Source organism: Pollutimonas nitritireducens, assembly GCF_002849615.1.
Lineage (GTDB): Bacteria > Pseudomonadota > Gammaproteobacteria > Burkholderiales > Burkholderiaceae_B > Pollutimonas > Pollutimonas nitritireducens.
Genome location: NZ_PDNV01000008.1, coordinates 279,685 through 293,785, shown reverse-complemented (window position 1 = coordinate 293,785; position 14,101 = coordinate 279,685). Strand labels below are relative to the sequence as shown.

The window sequence follows — 14,101 nt, the reverse complement described above, 5'->3', positions numbered from 1 at the left end:
GGCAGTTGCGGATGCTGCACCAGATCGAGGAGCGCATCGATGCGATCGAAGACGAATTGCAAGGGCTTGAGCGCCAGCTCGATAGCGCGCGCCGCGTGCGCCAGATTCCCGGCGTCGGGCTGCTTGGGGCCACGGCCCTGGCGGCGGCGCTGGGCGAAGATGCCCGTGGCTATCGCAATGCCCGGGAGTTTGCCGCGTGCCTGGGTCTTGTGCCTTGCCACCGGGGCACCGGTGGCAAGGTCGCGGTGGGGCACTTGAGCAAGCGTGGCGACCCGTATCTGCGAACGCTGCTCATGCACGGAGCGCGCGCGGTGATCTTCCACTCGAAGACTAAAAGCGCGTGGTTGCAACAGATGCTGGCGCGCCGACCGCTGAATGTAGTAGTGGCGGCGCTGGCCAACAAGATGGCACGCACGGCCTGGGCGCTGGTGGCCCATGGGCGTGAGTATCAGGCGGGTGAGTTCACGAATGCGGGTTCACCCAAAATATAACTATCCCACTTAAAGGAGAGGATGCCGCAAAGAGTGCGTAACTCGAATCAATGAAATGATGGCAAACGCGGTCGGTCCGCGGGTCGGTCAAGCTGAATGTTGTCTCGAGCCAGGTGCAAGCCCAGCTCGCCCAGGAGATGAGCTCCGACCCTGCAAATACCCATCAGGGCCAGCAGTCGGTCTATCCGTTACTGCGCAAACAGGCCGGATATAAGACTGCAACCGTTCTCGCCTAGCCACACATTTCAAAAATTCGATTGCCACAAAGGAGGCGTCCATATAAGACAACATCATGAGAACCTACACACACTACCGATTTGCCCGGCTGCTCGGGCAATGCGCTTTCGTGGTCCTTGGAGCAACCGGGCTTGCCACGCAGGCCGCGGCCGCCTATCCCGACAAGCCGATCAAAATGGTCGTGCCCTACCCGCCCGGCGGACCTACCGACCTGGTCTCCCGCGGTGCGGCTGCCGCCATGGCGGAGGTCATTGGCCAGCCCATTGTCGTGGACAACAAGTCGGGGGCCAGCGGCATGATAGGCGCGGACCAGGTGGCCCGCTCGACGCCGGACGGATACACCTTCCTGGCCAACGCGTCGCTGCACGTCATCAATCCGCACATCTACAAGAAAATGGCCTACGACTCGTTCAACGATTTCGTGCCCATCACGCAGCTGGCCGCCGTCCCTCTGGTGCTGGTGGTGCCCAAAGACTCTCCAATTCATTCTGTCGCCGATCTGGTCAAGGAGGCCAAGGCCAGCGAGGCCGGCCTGAACTTTGGTTCGGCGGGCACCGCATCGGCGCAACACTTGTCGGGCGAATCGTTCAAGGGCGTGGCGGGTATCCGCATGCAACACGTTCCCTATAAAGGCAGCGCTCCCGCCCTGACTGACCTGGTCGGTCGGCAGCTGGACTTGATGTTCGACTCCATGCCGTCCGCCATGCCGTTCATCAAGTCGGGACAGTTGCGCGCCATTGCCGTGACAACGGCCAAGCGCGTGACGGCCTTGCCGGATGTGCCCACGATTGCCGAAGCCGGCTATCCAGACTTCGATATCAGCACCTGGTATGGATTATGGGCGCCTAAAGGCACGCCGGATGCCGTTGTCCAGAAGCTGGCCGAAACAGCGAAGAAGGCGCTGCAGAATCCGAAGGTGAAGGCACAGTACGCCACCATGGGCGCCGAGCCGGTCGGGTCATCGCCTCAGGAATTTGCCGCGTATGTACGCTCGGAAGGGAAAAAGTGGGCTGAACTTGTAAAGCAGGCCAACGTTCCCCTGCAGTAAACCCGCGCACGTTGCCATCCTTCTTGATATCAGGAAGGATGGTGGGAGTCCTCGACGCCTATGTCTTCATTCCACAGCTCTGGGTGGGCCTTGATGAACGTGCGCATCATCTCAATGCACTCCTCATCCGCGAGCACGTCCACCTGCACACCGCGTGATCGCAACAGCGCCTCCTCACCGATGAACGTCTGATTTTCGCCAATGACTATCCTGGGGATGCCGTACAAAAGAATGGCTCCACTGCACATGGCGCAAGGCGACAACGTGGTGTACAGCACGGACTCATGGTATGTGCGGGCCGGCTGCCGCCCGGCATTCTCGAACGCATCCATCTCGCCGTGCAAAATGGTGCTGCCTTTTTGCACACGCCGGTTGTGTCCACGGCCGATGATGCGACCTTTATGCACGATCACTGAACCGATGGGGATACCGCCCTGGGCTAGCCCCAGTCGAGCCTGTTCTATTGCCGCCTGCATGAAATTATCCATGGGTCCTCCTTGTCAAGGCCAGCGACGGAACACCAGCGAGGTGTTGATGCCGCCAAAGGCAAAATTATTGTTCATGACATATTCGTGGGCGGCGGTGGCGCCGGAGCCGGTCAGATAATCGAGATCGCCGCACAGCGGATCGACATTGTCCAGATTCAGGGTGGGCGCATACCAGTCGCTGTTCAGCATTTCGATGCTGAACCATGATTCCAGTGCGCCACATGCCCCCAGTGTATGGCCCAGATAGCTCTTCTGCGAACTGATGGGCATGCGCGGCCCAAACAGCGCGCTTGTGGCGCGGGTTTCCGCAATGTCGCCTTGTTCAGTCGCTGTGCCATGGCCATTCACATAGCCGATTGCCGACGGATCCAGGGCGGCGTCTGCCAAAGCCATCTCCATGGCGACCCGCATTGTGGTGGCTTCGGGCCGCGTTATATGAGTGCCATCGGAATTGCAGCCAAATCCGACAATTTCGGCGTGGATGCGGGCACCGCGGGCTTGTGCGTGCTCCAGCGACTCAAGGACAAGCATGCCTGATCCTTCACCGATGATGAGGCCATCTCGGGCGCTGTCGTAAGGTCGCGGGGTCAGTTCCGGCGTTTCGTTCTTGAGGCTGGTGGCATAGAGGGCGTCGAACACCATGGCTTCGCTGGGACAGAGTTCCTCGGCGCCACCGGCCAGCATCATGGCCTGTCGTCCGTAGCGTATCGCTTCGAAAGCGTATCCGATTCCTTGGCTGCCGGAAGTGCAGGCACTGGAAGTGGGAATGATCCGGCCCTTCAAACTAAAGAAAATGCCAATGTTCGCTGCTGTGGTGTGCGGCATCATGCGTACGTACGAGTTGGCATTCAGGCCGCCAGCCACGCCGTTGAGCAGCATGTCGGCGAAGGCGCACACGTCGGCCGTGCTTCCGGTCGAGGAACCGCAGGCGACGCCCATGCGGCCATCCATAATGGTGTCGTCGCCCAGAAGGCCAGCATCTTCCAGTGCCAGTTCGGCTGCCCTTACCGCGAGTTGTGAGACGCGTCCCATGCTGCGCAGTTGCTTGCGCGTCCAGTGTGCTGGAGCGGCGAAGTCGATGACGGGCGCCGCAAGCCGGGTGTTCAGCTCGGCATATCGATCCCATTCCGGCATGCTGCGTACGGCGTTGCGCCCTTCCTGGAAATTGGCGCGAATGGCCGACCAGTCGCTGCCCAGGGCACTGAGGCCGCCCATGCCTGTTACGACGACGCGTTGCATCAGCACATTCCTCCATTGACCGCCAAAACCTGCCGCGTAATGTAGCCCGCGTCTCGCGACATGAGAAACGCAACCGCGGCGGCCACTTCATGGGGCTGCCCCATGCGCTGGGATGGAATGGCTTTGATGATTTCGTCGACGGGGACGTGGTCTTCTATCATTTCAGTTTCGATCAGGCCCGGCGCGACACAGTTCACGGTGATGTGTCGCTTGGCCAGTTCTACGGCCAGTGCCTTGGCGGCGCCAATCAGGCCTGCCTTGGATGCGCTGTAGTTGACTTGTCCCCGGTTCCCCATCAAGCCGGATACCGAGGTCATGCAAACGATGCGTCCCGGCGCCCGACGCCGGATCATCGGCATCATCACGGGGTGCAGCACATTGTAGAAACCATCAAGGTTGGTTCGCAGAACCTGGTCCCAGTCGTCTTCCGTGAGGGCGGGAAAGGCGCCGTCGCGGCTTATGCCCGCGTTGAGGACTACGCCATAATAGGCGCCGTGGGCTTCGATATCGGCGTTCAAGGCATCCGTGCACGCGGCACGATCAGCCACATCGAAGACCAGTATGCGTGCCTGGCGGCCCCGGGCAAAGATCTCGTCCTGGACGGCCTGTGCTTGTTCGCGACGGTTACGGCAATGCAGAACAATGTTGTTCCCCGCATCAGCCAGCGTCAATGCGATGGCACGGCCTATGCCGCGGCTCGAGCCGGTGACAAGTATGGTATCGCCAGTCATGTGCAAGGCGGTGCCTCCTGGGTGAAGTCGTTCACGTTGGATGGACTATAGGCGTTGAGGCGCGCACTGGCCACTATTTTGTGCGCATCGCGCATCTCGCATTCGAAGCTGCCAATGCCGGACTCGTCCTTGAAGGAGCAGCGCAAGCCTATCGTCAGTTCAAGGCCGGGCGCGAAGGCTGGCACGCTACATTCGTAGCGCCGAGTTCCCACCAGGAATCCAAGCTTCACCGGAGTACGGTCCCGCCTGGCCTGGCAGCCGGCCCATGCGGCGACGGCCTGAGCCATGATTTCCAGGCCTACCCAGGCGGGGAGGCTGCCGTCCGGCTGATTGAACAAGCCCGATGGCTTGATGCGTGCGCGGGCTGTCAGCGATTCGTCGTCGAAGGAGAGGATTTCATCGATGAGTATCGCGTCGCCAGAGTGCGGCAATACCTGATTGACGGGCCACAGAATCATTGTGCGCACCCGAGTATCAGGCTGGTGTTATTGCCGCCAAATGCAAATGAATTGCTCATTATGATGGGTGGGGTGTCGCTGCTGAAGCGATGCGCGGTGGTGCTGAAGTCCAGCGCAGGCAAGGCCGGATCGGCACGGCCGTCCCAGATATGTGGGGGCATGGCGAGTTCGCCAGGGTTGCGGGTTAGCGTGATCCACGCAAGGGCGGCCTCCAAGGCGGCGGCCGCGCCCAATGCGTGACCCGTTAACGGTTTGGTCGACGCGCAGGGCACCCCGTGGCCAAAGACGCTGTCCATGGCGATACTCTCCATTGCGTCATTGCGCGAGGTGCCTGTTCCATGTAAGTTCACCCACGCGATGTCGCGCGCTTCCAGACCGGCATCACCGAGGGCTTCGCGCATGGCGCGGATGGCGCCCGCGCCTTGAGGTTCGGGCGATGACATATGCCATGCGTCCGAACTGGCACCGCCCCCCATCAGCCTCACGCTTGGACCTCTGCCTCGACGGCGCTCCATTAAAAACAGTACGGCCGCTTCGCCGATATTGATGCCGTGCCTATTGATGGAAAACGGCATGCATAAGTCGTCGGATATAGCCTCTAGGCTCGCAAAACCGTTGATCGTCAATCGGCAAAGGGTGTCGGCGCCGCCACAGACCACCGCGTCGCAAATCCCCATCTCAAGCAGACTGCGAGCCGATAATAAGGCGCGGGCGCTCGACGTGCATGCGGTCGACAAGGTATAGGCGGGACCGCGGCTGCCCAACCAGGCAGAAAGAAAGGACGCCGGTGCCGATAGCACCTGCCGCCTGTAGTCGAACGAAGATGGCCAGCTGCCGTACTGTTCCAGATGCGCATAGGCGTCGGAATTGTCATTGATGCCAGAGGTGCTTGTCCCCAGGACGATGGCAACCCGTTCCGGACCGTAGCGGTCGACGGCCGCGCGGAGATCGGCTTCGATCTGCTGAGCCGCCGCCAGTACGAAGCGATTGTTGCGACTATCGTGCTGCGGTGCCAAGCCATGGGGCAGTAGTGGCACGGCGTCGGAGAAGGCGCCCAGCGTGATGGCGCGCCCGTCTACCCATCCTTCCAGCTTGCGCATGCCTGCGGTATTGCCGGCATGCAGCGCCTGGGAAATCTGGGTAATATCGCTGCCCATGGCGCAAACAATGCCAGGCCTGCCGATCCAATAATTCAAGGAGTCTCCTTTAACGGCGAGATCTGCCAGCGGGTGCCGTCGACGTATTGAATGCTAAAGGTATCCCGCGGTGCGGCAGCTTGCCAGATAATCGTCCAGCGGGTATCGCCATTCTGCCGCAATTGCCTGATGCGGGTGCCGCCGGGTCCGGCGGACTGGCTCCAGGTTCCAGCCGGGTAGGTGCGGGCCAACTCGTTTTCAGGTGTCCACGCGAAGATAAGCGCGGAAAACAGCGTCCGGGCCGATGCATTGGGCGGAAGAAAACCATCGTTGCGCCACTTTCCGTCTTCCAACAATTGGCGCGCTATGGGCAGGCCCAGGGGGTCGAACATTAGCCAGCGTAACGTGGTCTTGGACTCGCGTTGCGCGACCAGTATCCGGTCCTGTGCAGTATGGTCCGGCACATGTTCAATGAGATGCACCCGCCGCGGCAAGTCAAGCTCCGGTATGTGCAGGGGCAGGGCGCGCTGGCCAGCACAACTGGCCAGCAGCATGGTACCGGCCAATGCGCAGGCAAATCGCAATTGAGCAGCCGGCCCCGCACCAATAACGACGACTTCATGTTGCTGCATAAGGTTCTCTATTGAAAATAGATATGTGGACCCATGGGGCCCACAAAAGTGAGAAGAAGACGCCGATTGCCACGGACACCCCGAAGCTGGAGACCGCAGGGGTTGTACTGAGCGCGAGCAGGCCAAACGATAGCAATGTCGTGGCGCCGCCCAATGTTACGCCCACGAGACTGGCCGTCGGCCCAGCCACCTGCTCGTACATGAAGATGGCATAGTCCACGCCAATGGCAGTGACCAGCAATAGACCGAAAAGGCTGAAGAGCGTGAGTGGCTGGCCCATATAGCCAAGCGCTGCCAAGCTGCATACCGTAGCGGCCAATGGTACCGCCAGAATGCGCCAGCTTGCGCGACGTCCAAGAAAGATCCATAGCAGAAGGCCGGCGACTACATAGGATGCGAGCTTCAGCTCGACGGCCACGACCCGCGTGTCCGAGAACATGGCATTGAGTTCGCCGCTGCGATCCATCAAAAGGGTGTCCGGGATGCCGCGAGCCACGGCCTGCAAAGCATCGACGTCTTGCAGTCCATGCAGGGTGATCATTCCGGCTACCCCGGCGGCCGCAGCGCCGGCGGTCCCACCTGAGCCGGCCGCACCGCCGGCGGTCCCACCTGAGCCGGCCGCACCCAACCACAACATTCGCCATGGTTTGCTCAGGGGGCCGGCAAGCGCAGTGGTAAGGGTCACGGCGGGGAGGGCGGCGACCGCTTCGACGTGTTCTTTCAGAACGTCCAGTGGAATGCCCAAATTGCTCAGTTGACCCAGCGCGTGCTTGTTGCTGGCGAGATCATTGAGGGCCTGGCGTACACGGAGCTGGCTGGCGATTGGCGACACTAATTGGCTGAGCGCCGTATAGCTTCCCAGCTTGCCAGCCTCGATCAGTTTGTCGAGCCGTTCGGCCACCGCTTGCTGGCGTTCCAGCAGGGCATCCTCATTCGGTGCGCGTATCAGGAAAAATTGACTGGTCGGAATGAAGCCCGTGATTTTCCCGATCTGTTTCGCCTGGTCGGATACGGATTGAGGCAATGAAAACCAGAGCCTCAAGTCGTCGTGGACGCTCAAGCGTGCTATGCCCAACGCGCAAACGAGAGCGGCGGCAACCAGGCACAGTCGCAGCATGGTGCGCCGGGCGCTGATCCTGCTTAACGTGGCCAGTAGGGCAGCGGAGCCTCTCAGCAGCGTCGCACTGGGCGCGGGTTGCCAATTCCTGAACCAGGCCGGTAGCAGGCACACCGTACATGCATAAGCGCCAAGCAGGCCGGCAACGGAAAACACTGCTGTCTGCGTAAGCGCTGGAAAAGGGGTAAAGGCCAACGCCAGATAGCCTATCAGGGAAGTGGTCAGACTCAGTGTCAGGCCAGTACGGACCCGGCGCATCGCAGGCCAGGCTTCCCACGACGCCATGCCGTAGCTTTTTCCCAGCCAATGCATGGGATAGTCGATGGCGACGCCGATCAAGCTGGCTCCCATGACGATTGTCAACGCATGGATGGTGCCGAATAGCGCTACGCAGGCCACAAAGCCCGTCAACATGCCAACGAGAACCGGCATGAAGGCGAGCAGGGCACGCGGTCGGCGCAGCGATGCCAGCAGAATCAACAGTATGCCAATGATCGAGGCGAGTGCGATTGAGCGGCTTTCCCCTATGGCATGCGCGCGCGCGGCGGCAGCATACAGCATACCGCCAGTGGCGATCAGGTCGCCATCCGCAGATTGGACCTGCTGACGACTTCGTGCGACCAATGCGCCGATGTGCTCGGGGATGGCGTGATCGAAGGCATCGCCATCGGTTTGAGCGCGGATCAGCACCCATGTTGTGTCGGGTGAGTGCCCCTGAAGTGTGCCACTGGCCATGTCAAAAACGAGCGAGCCGCTTGAGTTGGCAAAAGCTGCCTGGGCACGCCCGGTCAATCCGAGCCAATCCTGGTCAGTGGGAACCAGGCTGGTCGCCGAAAACGGATCCATCAGTTCCCGGACTCGTCGCGTGGTGAAGCCGATTGGATCTGTCTCGAGCAGTTCGAGGTCAGCCGCTGGCAACGCGGCGATACGCGCTGCCAGGAGTTGTGATCGAACCGCGGCGACGTCAAGCTTCACTTCCACCTCGACGGTGGTGAACAAGCGGCTTTCGCGCCATTCGTTTGCCACGCCAAGGGCGACCTCGACGGCACGGGCAGGATCGGCGTGGCCTGCCAAAGCGATAAGCTGCCGGCTTAGCGGCTCTTGAATGCGCTCCTCAGCTCGTGTCGCGATATCGTCTTTCTGGACATGGGGCAGCAAATCCATCAAGTCGGCCGATACCGGCCACCCATTACGGCATTGCCATGCCGCCGCCGCGGCGAGCAAAGCCAGCGCGGTCAGGAATAGCCTGGGCATCCAGCGCTCAATTGGCGAAGTCACGCCGCTCCTCGTCGCTAATATGCGTTGCTGCCTTGGCGTCCATCATGCGCAGCACACTGCGGTCACCTTGCGTTTCGATCATTTCAATGGTGTTGACGAGTTGACCGCCCGAAATCTCGATGCGGTCGAAAACCTGCCTAAGTAACGCGGAACGGGGTGTGAGCGCCAGCTTCCATGTCTGTGATTCGCCTTCGATGACAATATCGAAGTTGTCTTTGAGGCCCTGAGTGTCTCCCGCCAGTACGGCCAGGAATAATCTGGTTTCACGCCCGCTGCTGCTCTTTGCCGGCAGGGCTTGCCATGTATCGTTCACGTCGCGTCGGGCGCCGTCGCGTGGGGCGCCGCCGCGTCGGGCGATGCCTTCTGCCGTAATGCGCATATCGATCGCTATAGGGATTTGTACGCGCCATAGCAAGCCTTGTCCGGCAAGCAGTGTAAAAGTTCCCTGGCTTGTCAGAGGCTGAGGTAGCGAGCGCAGGAATTTCTCCTGGATGAAGTTGCCGCGGACTACGTTTGCCGATTGAAGCTGGGCCTGCAAATCGTCGAGGTCAAAGCCCCACGCCTGCCATGAAAGCGTCGTCAGTGTGATGGCAAGAGCTGTCCGCCAGAATGAGCGCCACATCATTCCGTCGCTCGTGACGGATCAATGCGCGCCACGGCCTGCAACAGGCAGTCGGGCGAGGACAGCTGCATGGTCCGGCTGGCAATTGAAACCGCCACTTGTACCGAACTGGCGCGGGTCAAGCGTGTTCCTGTCTTGGCATCCTGAATGAGATAGTGAATTTTCAACCGGTTTTCCCATTCCACAAGTTCGGCGCGCACGGTCAGGGCCTGTCCAAAGGCCGCCGGATGCATGTAGCGCAATTGCAGGTCGATGATTGGCCAGGAGTAGCCGGAATCGCGCATGGCCTCGTATCCGTAATTTATGGATTCCAGCAGAACGCAACGGGCCTCTTCCAAGTATTTGACGTAGTGACCATGCCACACCACATGCATCATGTCGACGTCGAAGAACGGTACTTTTATATCGACGCTGACGCTGTATATGCCGCGTTTACGCATGCGGGCTCCAGAAAGGGAAAAAGTTGAACCATTGCAGGGGAGCCTTTCGGCAATGCTCTGCGAGGCGATCCGCGTAGGCCTGCGCCCAGAGCTGGACCTGCGAATGGCGTGTCGTGCGCGTCCAGGTAATGTCATTTGCCAGGCGCTCAAGCGTTACTTGAAATCGTGCGCCATGCTGGGTACAAAAAATAAGATTGGCCGGACAGCGCAGGAGTCCCGCCAATAACCATGGTCCCTGCGGCAACTGGGCTGTTGCACTGAGGAAGTTAACTTCCGTCGTCCGCGCGCCATGCAGGGGGATGCGATCACCGGCGATAACCAGCCACTCCCCGCGTTCGATTCGTTCGCTCAATACAAGCATTGTGGCCGGGTCCAGCTCGCTGACTTGAAGCAGGCGTACATTATCCGCGCCCGCGTCTTGGAGGAGGCGATTGAAATGCCGCGCATGTTTGTCATGGATCAGTATATTCATGACTGCCCGGCTGTTCTTGCGGGCGAGGGCTCGACAAATCTCCATGTTTCCCAAATGCGAACTGACAAGAACCTGGCCCCTGCCGGAACCCATTTGCTCGTGCAACCGATTGGAATCGACGATATCCAGAGCGGAAAGGTCGATTTTCCCTTGCCAGCAGTCCAGCTTGTCCAGCAAGGCATGAGCAAAAGCCAGGTACTGGCGATAGACGGCTGCATGGCTCGGGAACAGTCGAGTTGCTGGCGTGCTGGCCTGCAAGTGACGCTGATACTGGGCAATGCTACGGCGCGCCCGCCTGCCGAAGACATAGAAGTAGATCACAGCCAGCCAAACTATCGGAGCGGTCACGCGCCTGCCCAGCCGTTGCGATAGCCAGGCGGTGATGCGCATTAATAATAAGTTGCCGCGCTCCGGTTGCTGGGCCCAATGCCGCTTGTCCAGGTCAGGCGAGTGCATCATGACACCCTCTTGCGGCTCAGACGTCGCGACAGCAGTGCCGGCGCGCGCACCAGCATGCCCAGGAACAGCATGGCATGCATCCGGCTGATCAGGACATTGTCGCGCCACAGCTTGAAGTGCGACACGCCGTCCCGGGGGTAGTTGACACGCGTCGCTATCCAGCGCATTGGGATGCGGCGCCAGTGCAAATGCACCAGTACGCCAATGTCAAAGTCCATTCGCTGGCCAGTGCTGTGCTGTTCGAGTACCGGAATGACGCTGGCTAGGGGGTAGAGCCGGAACCCGCACATGGCATCGCGGATCTCGAACGAAAGCGTATTTATCCAAACCCAAACGTGCGTCAGCCAGCGGCCATAATAACGGCTGCGCGGCATGTCGGCACCGTAGATTGGTGCACCGCATATCACGGACTGGGGATGGTCTCGAGAAGCTGCCAGAAATGCCGGAACGTCGCCGAGTGCGTGTTGTCCGTCTGCATCGATTTGCAAGACATGCGTGTAACCCAAGGCCTGGGCCCTGTGCATGCCGTCGTCAACGGCAGCACCTTTGCCGCCATTACGCTGACGTCGAATCAGCACAATGGCCGCTGGATCCGACTGAGCGAGATTCTCCAGTACCCGCGCGCATTCCGGTTCGGACCCATCGTCGACCAGTATGCAGGACAGGCCATGATCGTGCAGGCGCGCCACAACCGATGCGATCGTTTTTCCATGGTTGTAGACGGGAATAACGGCGCAGGCACGGTAGCTCATTTTAATAGGCCGCCATGATGCGGCCGGAGGCGCAAGGCGCGTCGGCCATTCTGTATTCGAAGTACAGTTTGCCGCGGGTTGCGTTCCATTCAAGATTCAGCTCCACCGTATCGCCTGGCCGCAATAGCAACTGGAATTTCAATGCTTCCATGCCGCCGAATTGAAGTTCCGGCCGCAGATCCCGTTGCGTCAGCATCATGGCCCATCCTATCAGGGCGACGCCCGGCACAACAGGGGTGCTGACAAAGTGTCCGGAAAAGTGCGCCAAATCCAGGGGAATCTCGAATGCGTAGCGGCGTTCATCGCCGCTTGCGCCAGGTAAGGCACGGATGACAGGCACGGTGGGACGCGGCCCCGCAGCCCGATCAAAGTCATCTTGCGGCAGTTTGTTTTGTGCGTTCCATGGCAGTTGCTGCAGGAAGCGCCAATGGCGTGGAATGGCCAGCGGTTCGAAGCGCGCGGCTAAATGCGAGTGCAAGGACGATATCAATGCCTTGCGTCCACCATTGCGTAATCGGTGCAAACCTCGCGCATTCAGTGCCGCAAGCGCTGTCAGGCGGTTGACTCCATGTCCGCGACCGATACGCGCTTCGGCGATGCACTCGTGATGGGCCAGGGCTTGTTCTATCATTGGCAAGGCGATGCGCTTCTCTTCAACTTTCACAATGCGATCAAGTCGGCCGAGCAGCTCGAACTTGCCGCCATGCCATAGCGCAGCATCCGATGTCTGTTCATCGCTGGTAGCGATCCAGGACGATTGTGCCTTGAGCGCACCATTGCACACCACGCTCATGGCGACCCCGGGTAGCGGCTGCCAGTAATCATCTTTCTCGCGCCATGCAACGGCGCCGGTCTCCGAGCTGCCGTAGATCTCGGTCGGCCGGCAAGCCAGCTTGACGTGCAGCGCCTCGAACAATTCGGGGGGCAGAGGTCCGCCCGAGGAGAAGATCTGAGTGATCGCACCCGCCAGGTCGCGCCATTCGGAGCTATCCCCCAGCCTACGCAAAAGAGCGGGGCTGGTAATCCAGACAACGCGTTCATCACGCAAGCTCGCCGCCTGGATATCTTCCGGGAAGACCAGTTGGCCGCGCTCAATGCTGCGCCCGGCGCATAGCGGCCATAACACTCTGAAAGACAGGCCGTACATGTGCTGTGGACTCACACTGCCCAGGACGCACGCGGGGCTGTCGGCCCAGTTCCATTGACGTTCCAGCGCCTCGATCTCTTGACAGAGTTGTGACCATTGTTTGATGATGCGCTTTGGCAGGCCGCTGGATCCGGATGTGCTCAGTTCCAGGCCGACTCCAGGGTCAAGCGTTGCCGCCGGCAAAGCCATGTGACCAGATAGCTTGCACACAGAAAAGACTCGCTCGTCGGCCAGTCCAGGCAACGGCCTGTCGCTCAACCATTGATCGACGTCGGCATCCAGCGCGGAAAGCGTATGAGGGTGGGCGTCACCAGGCAATACGGCCGTTACGCCCGCGCGCCAGCACGCCAGCAACGCCACGGCCAGTTCGGCCGCATCGTCGAACCACAGGCCAGCACGGCGTACGGAATTTGCATGCAAGGCGCCGGCTACCGCCAGGCAACGGTTTGCGAACGTCAGATGATTGATTTCGGGCGCCGACGCAATTCGACGCTGCGCTTGAGCGGCAAGCAGCAAGTGCTGCAACGGAATCCAGCTCATCGGCGCGCGAGCCCTTTGGCTGATGGCGGTCGCAGCAGCCACTCGCCCGCCATCAGCAATCCCATGATGATATAGCTGATGCAACCGTTGTAGGCGGTCCACCAGTTCCACGGCGCCCATAAGCCCATTAAGGAAGCAATGGTGCCGTTGACCAGGAAAAAACCGGTCCACACTTGCGTGACCCGGCGTGTATAGCGTACGCCCTGCGGGGGCAGCTCTGGATGCCGCATGCGCGCCAGGCGTTCGATGACAGGCGGTCCGTGGCGAAGGCTGCCGGCGAAAACAATGAACAGGAGGGTATTGATCAACACGGGGTAGGCGCGCAACCAGGCGGCCGAATTTGCCCAGGCCATGGCCGCGCAGAAAACGACGACGATGGCCGCCAGCACGCGGCCCCCGGGTTGGCATGCCGGTGTCCAGATGGCACGCGCCAGCCACAGCAGGGCGAGCGGAAGCGCCAACCATGCCGCATTCAGGTATTCCAGGCCGAAATAAACGGCAAAGGGATAAGCGACGCCGGCGATCAGCAGGGCGGCGGCCACTCCATGCCTCATGCGGGGGCGTCCTGCTTGCGCCATACCGCCTCGACGACGTCCTGGACAGTCCGCACGGAGCGGAAGTCCTCGGCGGCCAGTTTGCGCCCGGTCTCGCGTTTGATATGGTCGATCAGGTCAATGGCATCGATGCTATCGATCTCGAGATCGGAATACAGGTCTGCATCGGCCGTGATGCGATCGCGGTCGAGCTCGAACAGTTCAACCAGTGCATCACAGAGCCGACTGAAGATTTCTTCGCGACTTTGCATTCATTGCTC

16 protein-coding genes are annotated in these 14,101 nt (G+C 60.4%); 2 read left to right on the top strand and 14 right to left on the bottom strand.

Going from position 1 to position 14,101, the window contains the following annotated elements:
• Positions 1–491 (top strand): IS110 family RNA-guided transposase (locus CR155_RS14285; RefSeq protein WP_143705206.1); only part of this gene is annotated, 491 nt, incomplete at its 5' end.
• A gap of 292 nt (positions 492–783) precedes the next feature.
• On the top strand, positions 784–1,776 hold the full coding sequence (locus tag CR155_RS14280; protein ID WP_102070699.1) for a Bug family tripartite tricarboxylate transporter substrate binding protein: 993 nt from the start codon (positions 784–786) through the stop codon (positions 1,774–1,776).
• A 29-nt stretch (positions 1,777–1,805) separates the two neighbouring features.
• Here CR155_RS14280 and CR155_RS14275 read toward each other — a convergent pair whose 3' ends face one another.
• The 14 genes from CR155_RS14275 to CR155_RS14210 are packed head-to-tail and all read right to left on the bottom strand — an operon-like array spanning position 1,806 to position 14,092.
• Positions 1,806–2,264: a nucleoside deaminase gene (locus CR155_RS14275; RefSeq protein ID WP_102070698.1), complete on the bottom strand. Its 459-nt coding sequence runs from the start codon at positions 2,262–2,264 to the stop codon at positions 1,806–1,808.
• Between the two features lie 12 nt (positions 2,265–2,276).
• Complete coding sequence (locus tag CR155_RS14270; protein WP_102070697.1) at positions 2,277–3,503, bottom strand: beta-ketoacyl-ACP synthase; 1,227 nt, start codon at positions 3,501–3,503, stop codon at positions 2,277–2,279.
• Positions 3,503–4,234 (bottom strand): 3-oxoacyl-ACP reductase FabG, encoded by a 732-nt coding sequence (fabG, locus tag CR155_RS14265; protein ID WP_102070696.1) that lies wholly within the window; start codon positions 4,232–4,234, stop codon positions 3,503–3,505. The genes CR155_RS14270 and fabG overlap by 1 nt, the downstream gene beginning before the upstream one ends.
• Positions 4,231–4,692 (bottom strand): hotdog family protein, encoded by a 462-nt coding sequence (locus CR155_RS14260; RefSeq protein WP_102070695.1) that lies wholly within the window; start codon positions 4,690–4,692, stop codon positions 4,231–4,233. Before CR155_RS14260 ends, fabG begins: the two co-directional genes overlap by 4 nt.
• Positions 4,689–5,888: a beta-ketoacyl-ACP synthase gene (locus CR155_RS14255; RefSeq protein WP_102070694.1), complete on the bottom strand. Its 1,200-nt coding sequence runs from the start codon at positions 5,886–5,888 to the stop codon at positions 4,689–4,691. The genes CR155_RS14260 and CR155_RS14255 overlap by 4 nt, the downstream gene beginning before the upstream one ends.
• Positions 5,885–6,460, bottom strand: coding sequence for a DUF3261 domain-containing protein (locus CR155_RS14250; RefSeq protein WP_102070693.1), 576 nt, complete (start codon positions 6,458–6,460; stop codon positions 5,885–5,887). Before CR155_RS14250 ends, CR155_RS14255 begins: the two co-directional genes overlap by 4 nt.
• On the bottom strand, positions 6,447–8,855 hold the full coding sequence (locus tag CR155_RS14245; protein ID WP_102070692.1) for an MMPL family transporter: 2,409 nt from the start codon (positions 8,853–8,855) through the stop codon (positions 6,447–6,449). The genes CR155_RS14250 and CR155_RS14245 overlap by 14 nt, the downstream gene beginning before the upstream one ends.
• The gene (locus CR155_RS14240) at positions 8,839–9,480 is read right to left on the bottom strand and encodes an outer membrane lipoprotein carrier protein LolA (RefSeq protein ID WP_233214297.1); all 642 of its coding nucleotides are present in this window, start codon (positions 9,478–9,480) and stop codon (positions 8,839–8,841) included. Before CR155_RS14240 ends, CR155_RS14245 begins: the two co-directional genes overlap by 17 nt.
• On the bottom strand, positions 9,477–9,917 hold the full coding sequence (locus CR155_RS14235) for an acyl-CoA thioesterase (protein ID WP_102070691.1): 441 nt from the start codon (positions 9,915–9,917) through the stop codon (positions 9,477–9,479). The genes CR155_RS14240 and CR155_RS14235 overlap by 4 nt, the downstream gene beginning before the upstream one ends.
• A complete protein-coding gene (locus CR155_RS14230) occupies positions 9,910–10,848 on the bottom strand; it encodes a lysophospholipid acyltransferase family protein (RefSeq protein ID WP_233214295.1) in 939 nt (312 codons plus the stop codon). The genes CR155_RS14235 and CR155_RS14230 overlap by 8 nt, the downstream gene beginning before the upstream one ends.
• Complete coding sequence (locus CR155_RS14225; protein ID WP_102070690.1) at positions 10,845–11,600, bottom strand: glycosyltransferase family 2 protein; 756 nt, start codon at positions 11,598–11,600, stop codon at positions 10,845–10,847. Before CR155_RS14225 ends, CR155_RS14230 begins: the two co-directional genes overlap by 4 nt.
• Position 11,601: 1 nt before the next feature.
• Positions 11,602–13,287 carry an ApeI family dehydratase gene (locus CR155_RS14220; RefSeq protein ID WP_102070689.1) on the bottom strand — a complete coding sequence of 562 codons (1,686 nt, stop codon included), beginning with the start codon at positions 13,285–13,287 and terminating at the stop codon, positions 11,602–11,604.
• A complete protein-coding gene (locus CR155_RS14215) occupies positions 13,284–13,841 on the bottom strand; it encodes a COG4648 family protein (protein WP_102070688.1) in 558 nt (185 codons plus the stop codon). The genes CR155_RS14220 and CR155_RS14215 overlap by 4 nt, the downstream gene beginning before the upstream one ends.
• Positions 13,838–14,092 carry an acyl carrier protein gene (locus tag CR155_RS14210; protein WP_102070687.1) on the bottom strand — a complete coding sequence of 85 codons (255 nt, stop codon included), beginning with the start codon at positions 14,090–14,092 and terminating at the stop codon, positions 13,838–13,840. The genes CR155_RS14215 and CR155_RS14210 overlap by 4 nt, the downstream gene beginning before the upstream one ends.
• Between the last annotated feature and the right edge of the window lie 9 nt (positions 14,093–14,101).